Genomic DNA, 14,647 nt, shown 5'->3' with positions numbered 1-14,647 from the left:
ACCGTTCTCCTTGCAATGGCGCGGTTCAGACCGCGATCTTGTGGTCCTGCAGCCCGGGGCTGCTGACACGGTAGATACCGATCTCACCCAATAGATTAGGCCATAGCTTACTGGCCCACCCGTGGCGGTGCTGTTGATCCACGGCAAGCCGATCAATGACCTTGGCTTCACGTTCGCTGCACAGTGCTTCGAAGTCTTCAAAGGTGCAGAAGTGGATGTTCGGCGTGTTGTACCAGGTATAGGGCAGGAATTCCGACACCGGCATCCGGCCCTTGCTCGCCAGGTACCAGCGGCAGCGCCAGTGACCGAAATTGGGGAAAGTGATGATGCACTGACGACCGACGCGCAGCATTTCGTCGAGGATCTTGTCAGGGTAGTGCACCGCCTGCAGCGCCTGGGTCATGACCACGACGTCGAAGCTGTTGCTGGCGAAGTTGCCCAGGCCCTTGTCCAGGTCCTGCTCGATGACATTGATGCCCTTGGCCACGCACTCGGCGATGTTGTCCGCATCGTTTTCCAGGCCATAGCCGGTGACTTGCTTGTTGTCGCGCAGCCAGGTCAGCAGCTCGCCGTCACCGCAGCCCAGGTCGAGCACGCGGCTGCCGGCGGGGATCCATTCCTGGATGATTTCCAGATCAGCTCTCATGGCTTTCTCACAACGCAATACGGTTCATGTAATTGCCGAACGCCTGCAGGTAGCGCGGGATCGGAATCAGGAAGGCGTCATGGCCTTGCGGAGCGTCGATCTCGAGGTAGCAGACGTCTTTCCTGGCCGCCATCAGGGCGTCCACCAGCTCCCGCGAGCGGGCAGGGGAGAAGCGCCAGTCGGTGGTGAAGGACATCACGCAGAACTTCGCGGTGGCATTGGCGAAGGTCTTCGCCAGGTCATCATCAAAATTCGCCGCCGGGTCGAAGTAGTCCAGCGCCTTGGTCATCAGCAGGTAAGTGTTGGCGTCGAAACGCCCGGAGAACTCTTCGCCCTGATAACGCAGGTAGCTTTCGACCTGGAACTCGACGCTGTGGAAGTCGTAGTTGAGCTTTTCGCTCTTCAGGCCACGGCCGAATTTCTCGCCCATGGAATCGTCGGACAGGTAGGTGATGTGCCCGACCATGCGCGCCAGCATCAGACCACGCTTGGGGATCACGCCCTGTTCCTGGAACGAACCGCCGTGGAATTCGGGATCGGTGAGGATCGCCTGGCGCGCCACTTCGTTGAAGGCGATGTTCTGCGCCGACAGCTTGGGCGCCGAGGCGATGGCCAGGCAGTGCCGCACGCGGTCCGGGTAGGTCATGGTCCATTGCAGGGCCTGCATGCCGCCGAGGCTGCCGCCAATCACTGCCGCCCACTGGGCGATACCCAGCAGATCCGCCAGGCGCGCCTGGCTGTGCACCCAGTCTTCCACGGTCAGCACCGGGAAATCGGCACCGAACGGTTTGCCGGTTTCCGGGTTGAGGCTGCTGGGGCCGGTGGAGCCGTTGCAACCGCCGAGGTTGTTCAGGCTGACCACGAAGAACTTGTGGGTGTCGATCGGTTTGCCGGGGCCAATGCAGCTGTCCCACCAACCGGGTTTGCGGTCGTCGGGGCTGTGGAAGCCGGCGGCGTGGTGATGGCCGGACAAGGCGTGGCAGATCAGCACGGCGTTGCTCGCCGTGGCGTTCAGCGTGCCGTAGGTTTCGTAGATCAGGTCATACGCCGCAAGCGAACGGCCGCAGGCCAGGGCCAGGGGCTCGCCGAAGTGCGCCACTTGCGGCGTCACCAGACCAACGGAATCGGGGGGGAAGGCAGCTGGCATCGACCCTGCTCTCGTTTAAATGAGGCGTAAGTCTAAAGACCGGTGGGGTCAGCGGCAAGCGAAGGTAACCGGGGGTGGTCCCCTGTGGGAGCGGGCTTGCTCGCGATGGTCGTTAACGATGACGCTGGCTGTCTGGATGCCCGCAGTGTCTGAACCACCATCGCGAGCATGCTCGCTCCTACAGGAGGTATACGTTTCCCTGTAGGGGTCAGATCAGCAGGCGCAGGATTTCCGGCATCATGGTCATCGCGGCGAGGTTGTTGATCACCAGCATGTCCAGCAGCTTGAGCACCATGAACGCGAGGATCGGCGAAATATCCAGGCCGCCCATGCTCGGCAGGATCCGGCGGAACGGCGCCAGGGCCGGCTCGCAGATCTGGTTCACCAGTTCGGCGCCAGGGTTATGGCTGCCCGGGGCGACCCACGACAGGATCACGCTGATGATCAGCGCGAAGAAGAAAATCTTCAGGAACAGCGCGGTCACGCCAATCAACGACCAGATCAGCAGTTGCAGCGGATTGCCGGTGGTGCCGTAGGTCAGCAGCAGGGTCAGAGCCATCAGCGCCATTTGCACCAGGATCGCCAGCACCAGCGAGGACATGTCCAGCCCGAACAGGCTTGGGATGATCCGGCGCAGGGGCTTGAGCAGCGGTTGAGTGGCCTTGACCACGAACTGGCACAGCGGGTTGTAGAAGTTCGCCCGCACCAGTTGCAGCACGAAGCGCAGCAGCACGATCAGCAGGTACAGGCTGCCGAGGGTTTGCAGCACGTAAACCGCTGCGGTGTTCAATCCAATCATTTAAGGCTCCTTATTGACCCAGTTGTTCAGCCATCTCGGCCGAGCGGTGCGCGGCGGCGCCCAGTGCTTTTTCGACCAGGGCTTCGAAGCCTCCAGCCTGGAAGGATTTGATTGCAGCTTCTGTGGTGCCGGCCGGAGAGGTCACGCGGCGGCGCAGTTCGGCGGCATCGACATCGCTGGAAACCGCCATGTGCGCGGCGCCCAGGGCGGTCTGCAAGGTCAGTTGGGCGGCGATGTCGGCGGGCAGGCCGAGCTTCACGCCAGCGGCGGTCATGGCTTCGATCAGCAGGAAGAAGTAGGCAGGGCCTGAGCCCGAAACGGCGGTGACCGCGTCCAGTTGCTGTTCTTCTTCCAGCCACAGGGCCAGGCCCACGGCGGACAGCAGTTCCTGCGCCTGCTGGCGTTGTTCGGCGCTGACCTCGGCGGTGGCGAACAGGCCGCTCACGCCCTGACGCAGCAGCGCCGGGGTGTTGGGCATGCAGCGCACGATCGGTTGTGCGCCCAGCCAGTTGTTCATGCTGGCGCAAGTGATGCCGGCGGCGATCGAAACCACCAGTTGCTGGGGCTGCAGGCTCGGGCGAAGCGCTTCGCACACGGCTTTCATCGCCTGGGGTTTGACCGCCAGCACCACCACGTCTGCGCCCTGAATAGCCTCGGCGTTATCGGCAAATGTTTCGATGCCGTGCTCGGCGTTCACTTTGGCGCGGGTCTCGGCACCCGGGTCGCTGGCGCGGATCTGCGCGGCGTCCAGGCCTTTGGCGCGCAGGCCGCCAATCAGGCTGGCGGCCATGTTGCCTGCACCGATGAAGGCAATGCGAGTCTTGCTCATGTCAGGTCCTTATAAAGAAGAGAGTCAGCCATGGTCACGGCTGGGCATAGTCGCGGGCGCCAAACAGGGCCGTACCGATACGAACCCAGGTGGCGCCCTGGGCGATGGCCGACTCGAGGTCGTGGCTCATGCCCATGGAAAGTGTGTCGAGTGGCAGGTCGAGGCTGGCTTGCAGGCTTTGCACGGCAGCAAATGCAGCGTCCTGGGCGGCGCGATCTTCCGTCGGCTCGGGGATGGCCATCAACCCGCGCAGCTGCAGGCGCGGCAGTTCGCTGATGGCTTTGGCCAGGGCTGGCAGGTCGGCGGGGGTGCAGCCGGACTTGCTGGCCTCGCCGCTGACATTGACCTGAATGCAGATGTTCAGGGGCGGTAGATCGGCGGGGCGTTGTTCGGACAGGCGTTGTGCGATTTTCAGACGATCCACGGAGTGCACCCAGGCGAAGTGTTCGGCAATAGCGCGAGTCTTGTTCGACTGAATGGGGCCGATGAAGTGCCAGATCAAGGGCAGGTCAGCCAATTCGAGCTGTTTGCCCAGGGCTTCCTGCAGGTAATTCTCGCCAAAGTCGCGCAAGCCGGCGGCGTACGCTTCGCGCAGGGCGGCGGCGGGCTTGGTCTTGCTGACTGCCAGCAACTGCACACTGTGCTCGTCGCGATGAGCGGCAAGGGCGGCAGCCCGGATGCGTGAACCAACCTGTGCAATGTTGTCTGCTATCGTGGACATTCAAGAGGCGCCAGCGGTCTGAAGTTGGCGGCATTCTACTGGAATTGAGGAGTGCTATGGATATCACTGAGCTGCTGGCTTTCAGCGCCAAACAAGGCGCGTCCGACCTGCACCTGTCTGCCGGGCTGCCGCCGATGATTCGCGTTGATGGCGACGTGCGGCGCATCAACCTGCCAGCACTGGATCACAAGGAAGTCCAGGCGCTGGTCTACGACATCATGAACGACACCCAGCGGATGGAGTTCGAAAAGCACCTGGAAACCGATTTTTCCTTCGATGTGCCCGGTGTCGCGCGGTTTCGGGTCAATGCCTTCAACCAGAACCGGGGGGCGGGCGCGGTGTTCCGGACCATTCCCTCCAAGGTCTTGAGCATGGACGACCTGGGCATGGGCGAGGTGTTTCGGCGGATCACCGAATCACCCCGTGGCCTGGTGCTGGTGACCGGGCCGACGGGTTCCGGCAAGTCCACCACCCTGGCGGCGATGATCGACCACCTCAACAACCATCGTCATCAGCACATCCTGACCATCGAGGATCCGATCGAATTCGTTCATGAATCGCGCAAATGCCTGATCAATCAGCGCGAGGTTCACCGTGATACCCGCAGTTTCGCCACGGCCCTGCGCTCGGCGCTGCGCGAGGACCCCGATGTGATCCTGGTCGGGGAGATGCGCGACCTGGAAACCATTCGCCTGGCGCTGACGGCGGCCGAAACCGGGCATCTGGTGTTCGGCACGCTGCACACGACGTCTGCGGCAAAAACCATCGACCGCGTGGTGGACGTGTTTCCGGGGGACGAAAAGTCCATGGTGCGTTCGATGCTGTCCGAATCGCTGCTGGCGGTGGTTTCGCAGACACTGGTGAAGAAGGTCGGTGGCGGGCGAATCGCGGCACACGAAATCATGCTGGGCACATCGGCGATCCGTAACCTGATCCGCGAAGACAAGGTCGCGCAGATGTATTCATCGATCCAGACGGGCGGGAGCCTGGGCATGCAGACGCTGGACATGTGCTTGAAGGAGTTGGTGACCAAGGGCCTGATCACCCGCGATCACGCGCGGGAGAAGGCGCGGTCGCCGGATAACTTCTGAGCAGATCTTCAGTGTTTTCCAGGGCCCCATCGCGGGCAAGCCCGCTCCCACAGGGGGATCTACGCTTGGCGCAAATCCACTGTGGGAGCGAGCCTGCTCCGGGCGGCGTTCCGACGATGGGGATGTATGGTCGATGCAAATTTCCAGCTCAGCGCTGAACGACCTGCAAACCACTCTTCTCTTTTGGCAGCACCCGCTTGGCAACGACGTAGTGCTTTTCCCAGTACGGTTTCTTCAAGGTGTCGATGGTCACCGACTTGCCACGGCGTGGTGCGTGGATGAAACGGTCGTTGCCCAGGTAGATGGCGACGTGATTGACCCGACGGCTCTTGATGTTGAAAAAAATCAGGTCGCCCGGTTTCAGGTCCTTGCGATCGACTTTCTCGCCATGCCCGCTGGCCATGGCGTTCGACGTGCGGGGCAGGTCGAAGGTGGCGTCGTTGAACGCGTATTTCACCAGGCCGCTGCAGTCGAAGCCTTTACTTGGGCTGCTGCCGCCCCAACGATAAGGTGTACCGAGCACGTTCACGGCACGGCTCAGCACATTGCTGCTTTCCTTGCTGCCCATCGGCGGGACCAGGCTGCTTTTGCTGGTGCTCAGTTGCGGGGCGTTCTTGATCGATTTCTTGCTTTTGCTCGAAGGAGCAGAAGCATGGGATTTCGGGGTGTAACCATTAACGTTCGGAAGACGTTGCTCACGATTGGTGGCGTGGGCGGCCAGTGGCAATAATAGGCAAATGGTTAGCCATGTCTTGAAAAATGGACGCATTAGGCAAGGCTCATATGGGTTAGCGCGAAACTTTATAACAGCTTTTTTGGGCTGCCCGAGGCCGTTGGTCGATTCCGCCAGGTTCTAAAGGAACCAAATAAGCGGCAGATTGACGCAATTGTCCGACAGAAGTCAGCAGTAGCAAGGGTTTGCGGCGAGCCCATTAAAACCCGCCGTCCGTCGGTCAATCGTAAAAAAGTCACAAAGATTTAAAGAATATTTCTCTATCGTGTGAATTGAGGTCATCCATGAATACCTATCAGCACCCCGTTTCGCATCAGGACACCCACAGCAAAGTGATTGGTTACCTGTTGTGGATTTTCGGTTTCACCGGTGCCCATCGCTTTTATTACGGCAAGCCGGTGACCGGGACGATCTGGTTTTTCACCTTCGGTTTGCTGGGGATTGGCTGGCTGATCGACGTGTTTCTGATCCCTGCCATGGACCGCGAAGCGGAGCTGCGTTTCACCGCCGGGCCGATCGAGTACAACGTCGCCTGGATTTTGCTGACGTTCCTCGGGGTGTTCGGCGTCCACCGGATGTATCAGGGGAAATGGATCAGCGGGTTGCTGTACCTGCTGACCGGCGGGTTGTTCTTCCTGGGGATCCTGTATGACTTCTGGACGCTGAATGACCAGGTGTCGGTGCGCAACTCGCAGAATCGCGGCACGTTCGGGTAAGTCATCGTCGGAACGCCGCCCGGAGCAAGCTAGCTCCCACAATGGACCTGCATTCACCGGGCCAGTGTGGGAGCGAGCCTGCTCGCGATGGGGCGCTGCGCGATCTTACGCCTGGTGACTGATCCGCCCATCCACCAGTGTGTAACGCACCACCCCCGGCAGGCTGTGCCCGATGAACGGGCAGTTCTCACCCCTGGACAGCCAGGTTTCACCGGCCACGGTCGACGCCGTCGGGTCGAACAGCACGATGTCTGCTGCACCGCCCACCGCCAGTTGCCCGGCCGGCAGGCGCAAGGCCTCGGCCGGTCCGGCACTCAGGCGCGCCAGCAGGGTCGGCAGGTCCAGCAACCCATCCTCCACCAGCGTCATCGCCAGCGGCAGCAGCAGCTCAACGCTGCTGATGCCCGGCTCGGTCGCACCGAACGGCGCGAGCTTGGCATCGCGCTCGTGGGGTTGGTGATGGCTGGAGATGGCCGAGACCACACCTGACTTCACCGCTTCACGCAGGCCATCGCGGTCGGCGCGGGTGCGCAGCGGCGGCTGGACGTGATACAGGCTGCTGAAGTCGATCAGGGCTTCGTCGGTGAGGATCAACTGGTACAGCGCGACATCGGCGGTTACCGGCAAGCCGCGGGCCTGGGCCTGGGCGATCAGGGCCACGCCGCGAGCGCTGGTCAATTGGCTGAAGTGCGCGCGCACGCCGCTTTGCTCGACCAGCAGCAGATCCCGGGCCAGGGCGACGGTCTCGGCGGTTTCCGGGATGCCCGGCAATCCGAGGAAGCTGGCGGTCGGGCCTTCGTGGGCCAGGCCACCCTCGGCCAGGTCGTGGTCCTGGGAGTTGAAGATGACGGTCAGGTCGAAGGTTGCCGCGTACTCCAGCGCCCGGCACAGGGTGCGGGTATTGCGAAAGCTTTCCAGGCCGTTGCCAAACGCCACGCAGCCGGCATCACGCAGCGCCACCAGCTCGGCCAGTTGATCGCCGTCCAGGCCTTTGCTCAGTGCGCCAATCGGGAAGACCTTGGCATTGCCGGCCTCGCGGGCGCGGTCGAGGATCAACTCGGCCACCGCCGAGGTGTCCAGCACCGGTTTGGTCTTCGGCGGGCAGCACAGGCTGGTCACGCCACCGGCGGTTGCGGCACGGGTTTCGCTGACGATCGACCCCTTGCGGCTGTAACCGGGTTCGCGCAGGGCGACATTGAGGTCGACCAGCCCCGGTGCGGCCACCAGGCCCTTGGCATCGATCGATTCGATGGCAACGAAACCGGCCGGCGCGGCGCCCAGGGCGACGATCTTGCAGGCTTCGATGTGGATGTCGGTGACTTGATCCAGGCCGCTGGCTGGATCGATGACACGGGCGCCAAGAATGCTGAGCTTCACTGAATGTTCTCCTGCTCGAATTGGCGCTGCGCAGTCTGCCCGCTCATGGCCATGGACAACACCGCCATGCGGATGGCGATGCCGTAAGTCACCTGGTTGAGAATCACCGAGTGCGGACCGTCGGCCACCGCCGACTCGATTTCCACACCGCGGTTGATCGGCCCCGGGTGCATCACGATGCAGTCCGGCTTGGCCCCGGCCAGCCGCGCGGTGGTCAGGCCGAACAGGCGGTAGAATTCGCCTTCGCTCGGCAGCAGGCCGCCGGCCATGCGTTCGCGCTGCAGGCGCAGCATGATCACCACATCGACATCTTTCAGGCCTTCAGCCATGTCGGTGTAGACCTTCACGCCGTATTGCTCGATGCCGATCGGCAGCAGGGTTTTCGGCGCGATCACCCGGATGTCCGGGCAACCGAGGGTTTTCAGGGCCAGCATGTTCGAACGCGCGACCCGCGAGTGCAGGATGTCGCCGACGATGGCCACGGAGAGGTTTTCGAAGCCGCCCTTGTGACGGCGGATCGTCAACATGTCGAGCATGCCCTGGGTCGGGTGCGCGTGACGGCCGTCGCCGCCGTTGATGATCGCCACCTGCGGGCAGACGTGTTCGGCGATGAAGTGCGCGGCGCCGGAGTCACCGTGGCGCACGACGAACATGTCGGCCGCCATGGCCTCCAGGTTGCGCAGCGTGTCGAGCAGGGTTTCGCCCTTGCTCGCCGACGACGTGGAGACGTTCAGGGTGATCACGTCGGCTGACAGGCGCTGGGCCGCCAGCTCGAAGGTGGTGCGGGTGCGGGTGGAGTTCTCGAAGAACACGTTGCACACGGTCTTGCCGCGCAGCAACGGGACTTTCTTCACCGCCCGGGCGCCGACTTCGAGGAAGGAGTCGGCGGTGTCGAGGATTTCCGTCAGCAGCTCGCGGCGCAAGCCATCGAGCGAGAGGAAGTGGCGCAGCTGGCCCTGATCATTGAGCTGCAGCGGGCGCTTGGTTTCTGGAGGCGTCATCGCGAGGTGGACTCTCAATAGGGCGGATTAAAGGGCGAGGTCTTGCAGTTCGAGCTTGAGTTCCGGGCCGGACAGTTTCACCCGCTCGTGGTCGGCCAGCGCCAGGGTCGCACCGACCACATTCGGCCGGATCGGCAATTCGCCGGCGTCCAGGTCGAGCAGGCACACCAGGGTTACGCTGGCCGGGCGGCCGTAGTCGAACAGTTCGTTCATGGCGGCGCGGATGGTCCGTCCGCTCATCAGCACGTCGTCGATCAGCACCAGGTCCTGGCCTTCGATCTCGAAGGGCAACGCCGAGGGGCGCACTTGCGGGTGCAGGCCGTTCTGGCTGAAGTCGTCGCGGTAGAAGGAAACGTCGAGCGTGCCCAGTGGTTCATCACTGCCCAGCGCCTCGAGCAGGGCCTGGGCGACCCAGACTCCGCCGGTACGGATACCGATGAAGCGCGGCTCGCGGATGCCACGGTGGTCCAGGTGTGCCTTGAGACGGATCGCCATCTGGCTGATCAGTTCGGCGGGATTTGGCAGGCTCATGGTTGCTCCTTCTTGGGCCCGGGACCGCAGGTGCTTGAGGTGGCCCGGGGTATCACTAAAAGAGCCGCTAGGCGGCTCTTTCGGGTTGAATGCATCAGGTGTCGAACAGCTCGCCGTTTTCGTCGAGCCAGCCTTGCAGCAGCAGGGCGGCGGCGATGGCATCGACCGGGTTGTCGCGGTAGCTGCCTTTCTGCCCGCCACGGGCCAGGCGCTCGCCCTTGGCTTCGAACGTGGTCAGGCGTTCATCGTGGGTATAGAAGGGCAGGTTGAATCGGCCATTGAGGCGGCGGGCGAATTTTTCCGCGCGGGCACACATGTCGCTGGGCGTGCCGTCCATGTTCAGCGGCAGGCCGACGACCACGGCGTCGGGTTTCCACTCCTTGATCAGGGCTTCGACCTGATTCCAGTCGGGAATGCCATTTTGTGCTTTCAGCGTACACAGCTCGCGGGCCTGGCCGGTCACGACCTGGCCGACCGCAACGCCGATCTGTTTGGTGCCGTAGTCAAAACCGAGGATCAGGCGCAGGGCCATCAGGCGTGCCCCGCCTGGCTGGTGAGCAGGCTGAGGTTGACGCCCAAGTGCCGGGCCGCTGCTTCGAGGCGCCCTTCGCTGCTGGTGTTGAACAGGATGTCGGCGTCGAACGGGCAGGTCAGCCAGGCGTTCTGCGCCAGCTCGGACTCCAGTTGCCCGGCTTCCCAGCCGGCGTAACCCAGGGTGATCAGGCTCTTGGCCGGGCCGACGCCGTCAGCGATGGCGAACAGCACGTCCTGGGAGGTGGACAGCGAGAGGTCGCCTTCCAGATCAACGGTTGCCTGGTACTTCTGTCCCGACGGATGCAGGACAAAACCGCGATCGGTCTGGACGGGGCCGCCGATGAAAATCGGCACATGCTGGCAGAGCAGCGGCGGTTCGATATCCGGGCGCAATTGCTCGAGGATATCGGCCAGGTTCAGGTCTTGCGGGCGGTTGACCACCAGCCCCATGGCACCATTGGCGGTGTGCTCGACGATGTAGGTCAAGGTGTGCGCAAAGTTCGGGTCGGCCATATGAGGCATGGCGATCAGGAAGTGATGCTTGAGGTAGCTGGGGCTGACATTTTTCATGAGCGCTAGTGTGGCGTTGGAGGGGCGAACTGACAAGCTGGGGATGTCGCAATTTGGCCGAAGTCACCGATCGAATGTGGGAGCGGGCTTGCTCGCGAAAGCAGTGTATCAGTCAACATCATTGCTGACTGACACACTGCTTTCGCGAGCAAGCCCGCTCCCACAGGGGATTTGTGAGATCAGTTACTGGACAGTCGGTCCCCGCGCGCGAATTTCCAGGTGCGGATGATTTCCAGGCGGTCGATGTCCGACAGGTCACCGGTAAACGGCGCAAACGGCGCCGCCAGCCTGACGATGCGTTGCGCCGCCTGATCCAGCAACGGTTGCCCGGAGGACTCCAGCACCAGCACTTCATACAGCGAGCCGTCGCGGTTGATCGAGACCATCAGCCGCAAATTGCCATAAATCTGTTTGCGCCGGGCTTCATCGGGGTAGTTGAGGTTGCCGATGCGCTCGACCTTCTTGCGCCATTCGTCTTTATACCAGGCACCTTTGTCGCGCATGGTCGAGGCCGCGCTCAGGCGGTGGATGCGCGGACGCTTGGCATACAGCTGTTGTTCCTTGGCCAGCTCGGCTTCGAGGCTGGCGATGTCGCTGGACAACTGTTCAGTGTCGAACGTCGGGGCGGCCACGGCGGGTTTGGTGACGGGCTTGGGTTCTTCGGTCTTGGCGGCGGCTTTTTTCGGCTTGGGCGCGACGGTGGTCACCGCCGCCTTGGGCGCGGTTTCCTGGACTTCAGGCTTGGCCGCCGGCGGTGGCGTGACTTTCTGCACCTTGTTGTCCTGGAACGGCGCGACCTCGGTGGTCTTGGGGATCGCCTTTTTATCCAGCGTGCCACTGCCTTCCTGGTTTTCCTGCGCCAGGAAGTCCGCCTTCTGCGGCTTCTTTTCGCTCTTGAAGGTGGCGAGGGTGATTTCCAGGGTTTTGCTGATCTGCTGGGGTTCGACCATGGTGAACCCGACACCCAGCAGCAGCGCCAGGTGGATCAACGCCGCGAGAAACAGGGTAAATCCGAGGCGATCGGCCGGGCGCACGCCACGGTGGGCGAGTTCGGCGGGCAGGTCGGACGGCAGTGTCATGACAAGAGAACCAACATCGCGTTTTTTACAGGTCGCGGATGATAACGCAATGTTGGTTCCAACTTGGGTGTTCTACATCAACGAGCTTTAAGCTTCTGATCGATGGCATCCATCAGCAGGCCGCCGATGTCGGTGCCGAACGCATTGTCGATCTCGCGAATGCAGGTCGGGCTGGTGACATTGATCTCCGTCAGATGCTCGCCAATCACGTCCAGGCCCACGAACAGCAGGCCTTTTTCACGCAGGGTCGGGCCGACCTGCGCGGCGATCCAGCGATCCTTGTCCGACAGCGGGCGCGCTTCGCCACGGCCGCCGGCGGCCAGGTTGCCACGGGTTTCGCCGACGGCCGGGATCCGCGCCAGGCAATAATCCACCGGCTCGCCGTCGATCATCAGGATGCGTTTGTCGCCATCCTTGATCGCCGGCAGGTAGGCCTGCCCCATGATTTGCTGACTGCCCAGCGCCGTCAGGGTCTCGAGAATCACCGACAGGTTCGGATCGCCCGCGCGGTGGCGGAAAATCGAGGTGCCGCCCATGCCGTCCAGCGGCTTGAGGATGACATCCCCATGTTTGGCCGCGAATTCGCGCAGCACGTCGGCACGGCGGCTGACCACGGTCGGCGGCGTGCACTGGGGGAACAGCGTGGCGAACAGTTTTTCATTGCAGTCGCGCAGGCTCTGTGGCTTGTTGACCACCAGCACACCGGCGCTTTCGGCCTGTTCGAGCAAATAGGTGGAGTACACGAACTCCATGTCGAACGGCGGGTCCTTGCGCATCAGGATCACGTCCAGGTCGCTGAGAAGCGAATCCTGCTCGGCCTCCAGCTCGAACCATTTTTCCGGATTGGCGAACACCTTCAGGGGACGCATGCGCGCGCGTGCCTGGCCTTCGCCCTGGTACAAATCCGCCTGCTCCATATAAAACAGTTCCCAGCCGCGTTTCTGCGCGGCCAGCAGCATGGCCAGCGAGCTATCCTTTTTATAGGAAATGCTGGCGATAGGGTCCATGACAATCCCGACGCGAACGCTCATGGGGTGTTTCCTCGAAATAGGGGTACGTCGACCTGAGACTTTGTAGGAGTGAGCATGCTCGCGATGGTCGTCAACGATAACGCGGGGTGCCTGGTACCCAACGGCGTTCTCGGGTGCATCGCGAGCATGCTCGCTCCTACAGGAAGGCGGGCCGAAGGACCGGATAAAAGTGGCGTCAGATTGGCCTTGAGCGTGTCCCCGGTCAAGGAAAAACCATTCCGCAGGCTGGCCGATAGATTGGCACTGGAGACTGTGCTAAAAAGGCTGCGATATCGTGCTGGCCCTTGAGCATCAAGGGTTTGAGGCGCCAAACGGACAAATTGATTCGCAAAGGCGACGGTAGAGCAGTTATGGATCAGCATTCCAGCGCCTTGAAGGTCATGGTGATCGACGATTCGAAGACGATTCGCCGCACCGCCGAAACGCTGCTGAAGAACGTGGGATGTGAGGTCATCACGGCCATCGACGGTTTCGATGCCCTGGCCAAGATCGCCGACAATCATCCGGGCATCATCTTCGTCGACATCATGATGCCGCGTCTGGATGGCTATCAGACCTGCGCCTTGATCAAGAACAACAGTGCGTTCAAATCCACGCCGGTGATCATGCTGTCGTCCAAGGACGGGCTGTTCGACAAGGCCAAGGGGCGCATCGTCGGTTCCGACCAGTTCTTGACCAAGCCTTTCAGCAAGGAAGAACTGCTGAACGCGATCCAGGCCCATGTACCGGGCTTCGCCGCCGTTTTGCCGCAACAGGACACGCAGTGACGTCCGGCCATCGGGCCGGCGTCGACAAGAAGAATGGGGAAAACCATGGCACGTATTCTGATCGTCGATGATTCGCCGACCGAAATGTACAAACTGACCGGCATGCTGGAAAAGCACGGTCATGAAGTATTGAAAGCCGAGAACGGCGCCGACGGCGTGGCGCTCGCCCGTCAGGAGAAGCCCGACGCCGTGCTGATGGACATCGTGATGCCCGGCCTCAATGGCTTCCAGGCGACTCGCCAGTTGACCAAGGACCCGGAAACCGGGCACATCCCGGTCATCATCATCACCACCAAGGACCAGGAAACCGACAAGGTCTGGGGTACGCGCCAGGGTGCCAGGGATTACCTGACCAAGCCGGTCGACGAAGACACCCTGATCAAGACCCTGAACAACGTGCTGGCCGGCTGATACCCCCACCATGACCGAGTCGCTGACCGCTTTCGAACTGTTGTTGCAGATCGACCAGCGCTGTCGCCTGCTGGCGGCGGACCTGCCGTCCCAGCCTGCCCGACAGGACAGCTGGAGCGGCATCGGGTTTCGCCTCGGTGAGCACTGGTACGTCGCGCCCATGGGCGAAGTCAGCGAAGTCCTGCACGAGCCGCGGCTCACCCCCATGCCGGGCGTCAAACCCTGGGTCAAGGGCGTGGCCAACCTGCGCGGGCGCCTGTTGCCGATGATGGACCTGTGCGGCTACTTCGGGCATGAGCTGTCGCCCATGCGCAAGCAGCGGCGGGTGCTGGTGGTGGAGCATCAGGAGGTGTTCGCCGGGTTGCTGGTCGATGAAGTCTCTGGCCTGCAGCACTTCGAACAGGACAGTTTCGAGCCGCTGCCGGTCGGCGAGCGACAGGGCGCCAAGGCCGAATTCGTTCGCGGGCATTTTCGTCGCGATCGGGACTGGCGGGTGTTCAGCCTGTTTGCGCTGGCGCGGTCTGTGGGTTTCATGAATGTAGCGATGTAAACACCGACCACTGTGGGAGCGGGCTTGCTCGCGAAAGCGGTCATTCAGTCAATATCAATGGTGAATGTATCACCGCCTGTCTATTATACAAATATCCGAGCCCACGAGACTAGG

Annotated in this window: 18 protein-coding genes; 5 read left to right on the top strand and 13 right to left on the bottom strand. The window is 62.2% G+C overall.

The genetic code is table 11. From position 1 onward, the window contains the following. Nucleotides 1-25: 25 nt before the first annotated feature. The 5 genes from metW to QIW53_RS15970 form a co-directional block, all read right to left on the bottom strand. Nucleotides 26-646: a methionine biosynthesis protein MetW gene (gene metW, locus QIW53_RS15990; RefSeq protein ID WP_371050560.1), complete on the bottom strand. Its 621-nt coding sequence runs from the start codon at nt 644-646 to the stop codon at nt 26-28. 7 nt (nt 647-653) lie between these two features. Beyond that, entirely contained in the window at nt 654-1,793 is a 1,140-nt protein-coding gene (gene metX, locus QIW53_RS15985) for a homoserine O-succinyltransferase MetX (protein ID WP_371050559.1), read from the bottom strand. Nucleotides 1,794-2,001: 208 nt separating this feature from the next. Beyond that, nucleotides 2,002-2,592, bottom strand: coding sequence for a YggT family protein (locus tag QIW53_RS15980; protein ID WP_371050558.1), 591 nt, complete (start codon nt 2,590-2,592; stop codon nt 2,002-2,004). 10 nt (nt 2,593-2,602) lie between these two features. Next, nucleotides 2,603-3,421, bottom strand: a complete 819-nt coding sequence (proC, locus tag QIW53_RS15975) for a pyrroline-5-carboxylate reductase (protein ID WP_371050557.1) — start codon at nt 3,419-3,421, stop codon at nt 2,603-2,605. Between the two features lie 34 nt (nt 3,422-3,455). Continuing rightward, nucleotides 3,456-4,142, bottom strand: coding sequence for a YggS family pyridoxal phosphate-dependent enzyme (locus tag QIW53_RS15970; RefSeq protein ID WP_371050556.1), 687 nt, complete (start codon nt 4,140-4,142; stop codon nt 3,456-3,458). A 56-nt stretch (nt 4,143-4,198) separates the two neighbouring features. Here QIW53_RS15970 and QIW53_RS15965 point away from each other — a divergent pair, with 56 nt between their 5' ends. Beyond that, nucleotides 4,199-5,233: a type IV pilus twitching motility protein PilT gene (locus QIW53_RS15965; protein ID WP_371050555.1), complete on the top strand. Its 1,035-nt coding sequence runs from the start codon at nt 4,199-4,201 to the stop codon at nt 5,231-5,233. 148 nt (nt 5,234-5,381) lie between these two features. Here the strand turns inward: QIW53_RS15965 and QIW53_RS15960 are convergent, their stop codons facing one another. Further along, nucleotides 5,382-6,002 (bottom strand): C40 family peptidase, encoded by a 621-nt coding sequence (locus QIW53_RS15960; protein WP_371050554.1) that lies wholly within the window; start codon nt 6,000-6,002, stop codon nt 5,382-5,384. Between the two features lie 248 nt (nt 6,003-6,250). Here QIW53_RS15960 and QIW53_RS15955 point away from each other — a divergent pair, with 248 nt between their 5' ends. After that, a complete protein-coding gene (locus QIW53_RS15955) occupies nt 6,251-6,682 on the top strand; it encodes an NINE protein (RefSeq protein WP_371050553.1) in 432 nt (143 codons plus the stop codon). 105 nt (nt 6,683-6,787) lie between these two features. On the opposite strand, the gene QIW53_RS15950 is transcribed toward QIW53_RS15955, so the two are convergent. From QIW53_RS15950 to gshB, 7 genes are all read right to left on the bottom strand, one after another. After that, complete coding sequence (locus QIW53_RS15950) at nt 6,788-8,059, bottom strand: dihydroorotase (RefSeq protein WP_371050552.1); 1,272 nt, start codon at nt 8,057-8,059, stop codon at nt 6,788-6,790. Next, nucleotides 8,056-9,060 (bottom strand): aspartate carbamoyltransferase catalytic subunit, encoded by a 1,005-nt coding sequence (locus QIW53_RS15945; RefSeq protein WP_371050551.1) that lies wholly within the window; start codon nt 9,058-9,060, stop codon nt 8,056-8,058. The genes QIW53_RS15950 and QIW53_RS15945 overlap by 4 nt, the downstream gene beginning before the upstream one ends. A 27-nt stretch (nt 9,061-9,087) precedes the next feature. Further along, entirely contained in the window at nt 9,088-9,591 is a 504-nt protein-coding gene (gene pyrR / locus QIW53_RS15940) for a bifunctional pyr operon transcriptional regulator/uracil phosphoribosyltransferase PyrR (RefSeq protein WP_371050550.1), read from the bottom strand. Nucleotides 9,592-9,685: 94 nt separating this feature from the next. Then, nucleotides 9,686-10,123 carry a Holliday junction resolvase RuvX gene (gene ruvX, locus QIW53_RS15935; protein ID WP_371050549.1) on the bottom strand — a complete coding sequence of 146 codons (438 nt, stop codon included), beginning with the start codon at nt 10,121-10,123 and terminating at the stop codon, nt 9,686-9,688. Beyond that, on the bottom strand, nt 10,123-10,695 hold the full coding sequence (locus QIW53_RS15930; RefSeq protein ID WP_371050548.1) for a YqgE/AlgH family protein: 573 nt from the start codon (nt 10,693-10,695) through the stop codon (nt 10,123-10,125). The genes ruvX and QIW53_RS15930 overlap by 1 nt, the downstream gene beginning before the upstream one ends. Nucleotides 10,696-10,874: 179 nt before the next feature. Continuing rightward, nucleotides 10,875-11,774, bottom strand: a complete 900-nt coding sequence (locus QIW53_RS15925) for an energy transducer TonB (protein ID WP_371050547.1) — start codon at nt 11,772-11,774, stop codon at nt 10,875-10,877. Nucleotides 11,775-11,851: 77 nt separating this feature from the next. After that, entirely contained in the window at nt 11,852-12,805 is a 954-nt protein-coding gene (gshB, locus tag QIW53_RS15920) for a glutathione synthase (RefSeq protein WP_371050546.1), read from the bottom strand. Between the two features lie 350 nt (nt 12,806-13,155). Here gshB and pilG point away from each other — a divergent pair, with 350 nt between their 5' ends. The 3 genes from pilG to QIW53_RS15905 are packed head-to-tail and all read left to right on the top strand — an operon-like array spanning nt 13,156 to nt 14,533. Then, nucleotides 13,156-13,572 (top strand): twitching motility response regulator PilG, encoded by a 417-nt coding sequence (gene pilG, locus QIW53_RS15915; RefSeq protein WP_371050545.1) that lies wholly within the window; start codon nt 13,156-13,158, stop codon nt 13,570-13,572. 45 nt (nt 13,573-13,617) lie between these two features. Then, nucleotides 13,618-13,983 carry a twitching motility response regulator PilH gene (pilH, locus tag QIW53_RS15910; RefSeq protein ID WP_007987790.1) on the top strand — a complete coding sequence of 122 codons (366 nt, stop codon included), beginning with the start codon at nt 13,618-13,620 and terminating at the stop codon, nt 13,981-13,983. Nucleotides 13,984-13,993: 10 nt separating this feature from the next. Beyond that, nucleotides 13,994-14,533 (top strand): chemotaxis protein CheW, encoded by a 540-nt coding sequence (locus QIW53_RS15905; RefSeq protein WP_371050544.1) that lies wholly within the window; start codon nt 13,994-13,996, stop codon nt 14,531-14,533. Nucleotides 14,534-14,647 lie beyond the last annotated feature (114 nt).

The organism is Pseudomonas fluorescens (assembly GCF_041354075.1).
Taxonomy (GTDB): Bacteria; Pseudomonadota; Gammaproteobacteria; order Pseudomonadales; family Pseudomonadaceae; genus Aquipseudomonas; species Aquipseudomonas fluorescens_CE.
The sequence above is the reverse complement of the archived record's forward strand: the minus strand, read 5'-3'. Positions and strand labels throughout refer to the sequence as shown.